This window comes from Sphingomonas mesophila (genome assembly GCF_003499275.1).
GTDB lineage: Bacteria > Pseudomonadota > Alphaproteobacteria > Sphingomonadales > Sphingomonadaceae > Sphingomicrobium > Sphingomicrobium mesophilum.
In genome coordinates this window covers 1-501 of record NZ_QWDF01000013.1, presented here as the reverse complement: position 1 = coordinate 501, position 501 = coordinate 1, and the positions used below count along the sequence as shown (strand labels likewise).

Annotated in this window: 1 protein-coding gene; it reads right to left on the bottom strand. The window is 44.9% G+C overall.

Annotated elements, in window-relative coordinates:
• Positions 1-65: 65 nt before the first annotated feature.
• The gene (gene rpsF / locus D0Z60_RS11520; RefSeq protein WP_005598107.1) at positions 66-440 is read right to left on the bottom strand and encodes a 30S ribosomal protein S6; all 375 of its coding nucleotides are present in this window, start codon (positions 438-440) and stop codon (positions 66-68) included.
• Between the last annotated feature and the right edge of the window lie 61 nt (positions 441-501).

Genomic DNA, 501 nt, shown 5'->3' with positions numbered 1-501 from the left:
ATTGGCTTTGCTTAACCGTTGAAGCGACCGAGCCGCTCAGAATTAAGCAATTATCAATCGGCGAATTACTCGCCAGCTTCCTCTGATTCAACTTCAGCTACCGCTTCAGCAACTTTGCTTTCTTTCGCTTTCACCATTGGTGACGCTTCAGTTACTGCCGCTTTAGTGTGAACGATTAAGTTACGAAGAACTGCATCGTTATAACGGAAGTTAGTTTCTAACTCGTCGATTACACTTTGAGGTGCTTCTACATTCATTAACACGTAGTGTGCTTTGTGAAGTTTGTTGATTGGGTATGCTAATTGACGACGACCCCAATCTTCTAAGCGATGAACTTGACCGCCAGCTTCTTTAACAGACGCTGTGTAACGCTCAATCATTGCCGGTACTTGTTCGCTTTGGTCCGGGTGAACCATAAAAACGATTTCGTAGTGACGCATTGACTATCCTTACGGGTTAGCAGCCTCCAACTTTAGCCAGTCACCAACTTGTGGAAGCAAG

Coding starts and splice junctions, on each gene's coding strand:
- rpsF (WP_005598107.1), bottom strand. CDS start 440: ATGCGTCACTACGAAATCGTTTTTATGGTTCACCCGGACCAAAGCGAA.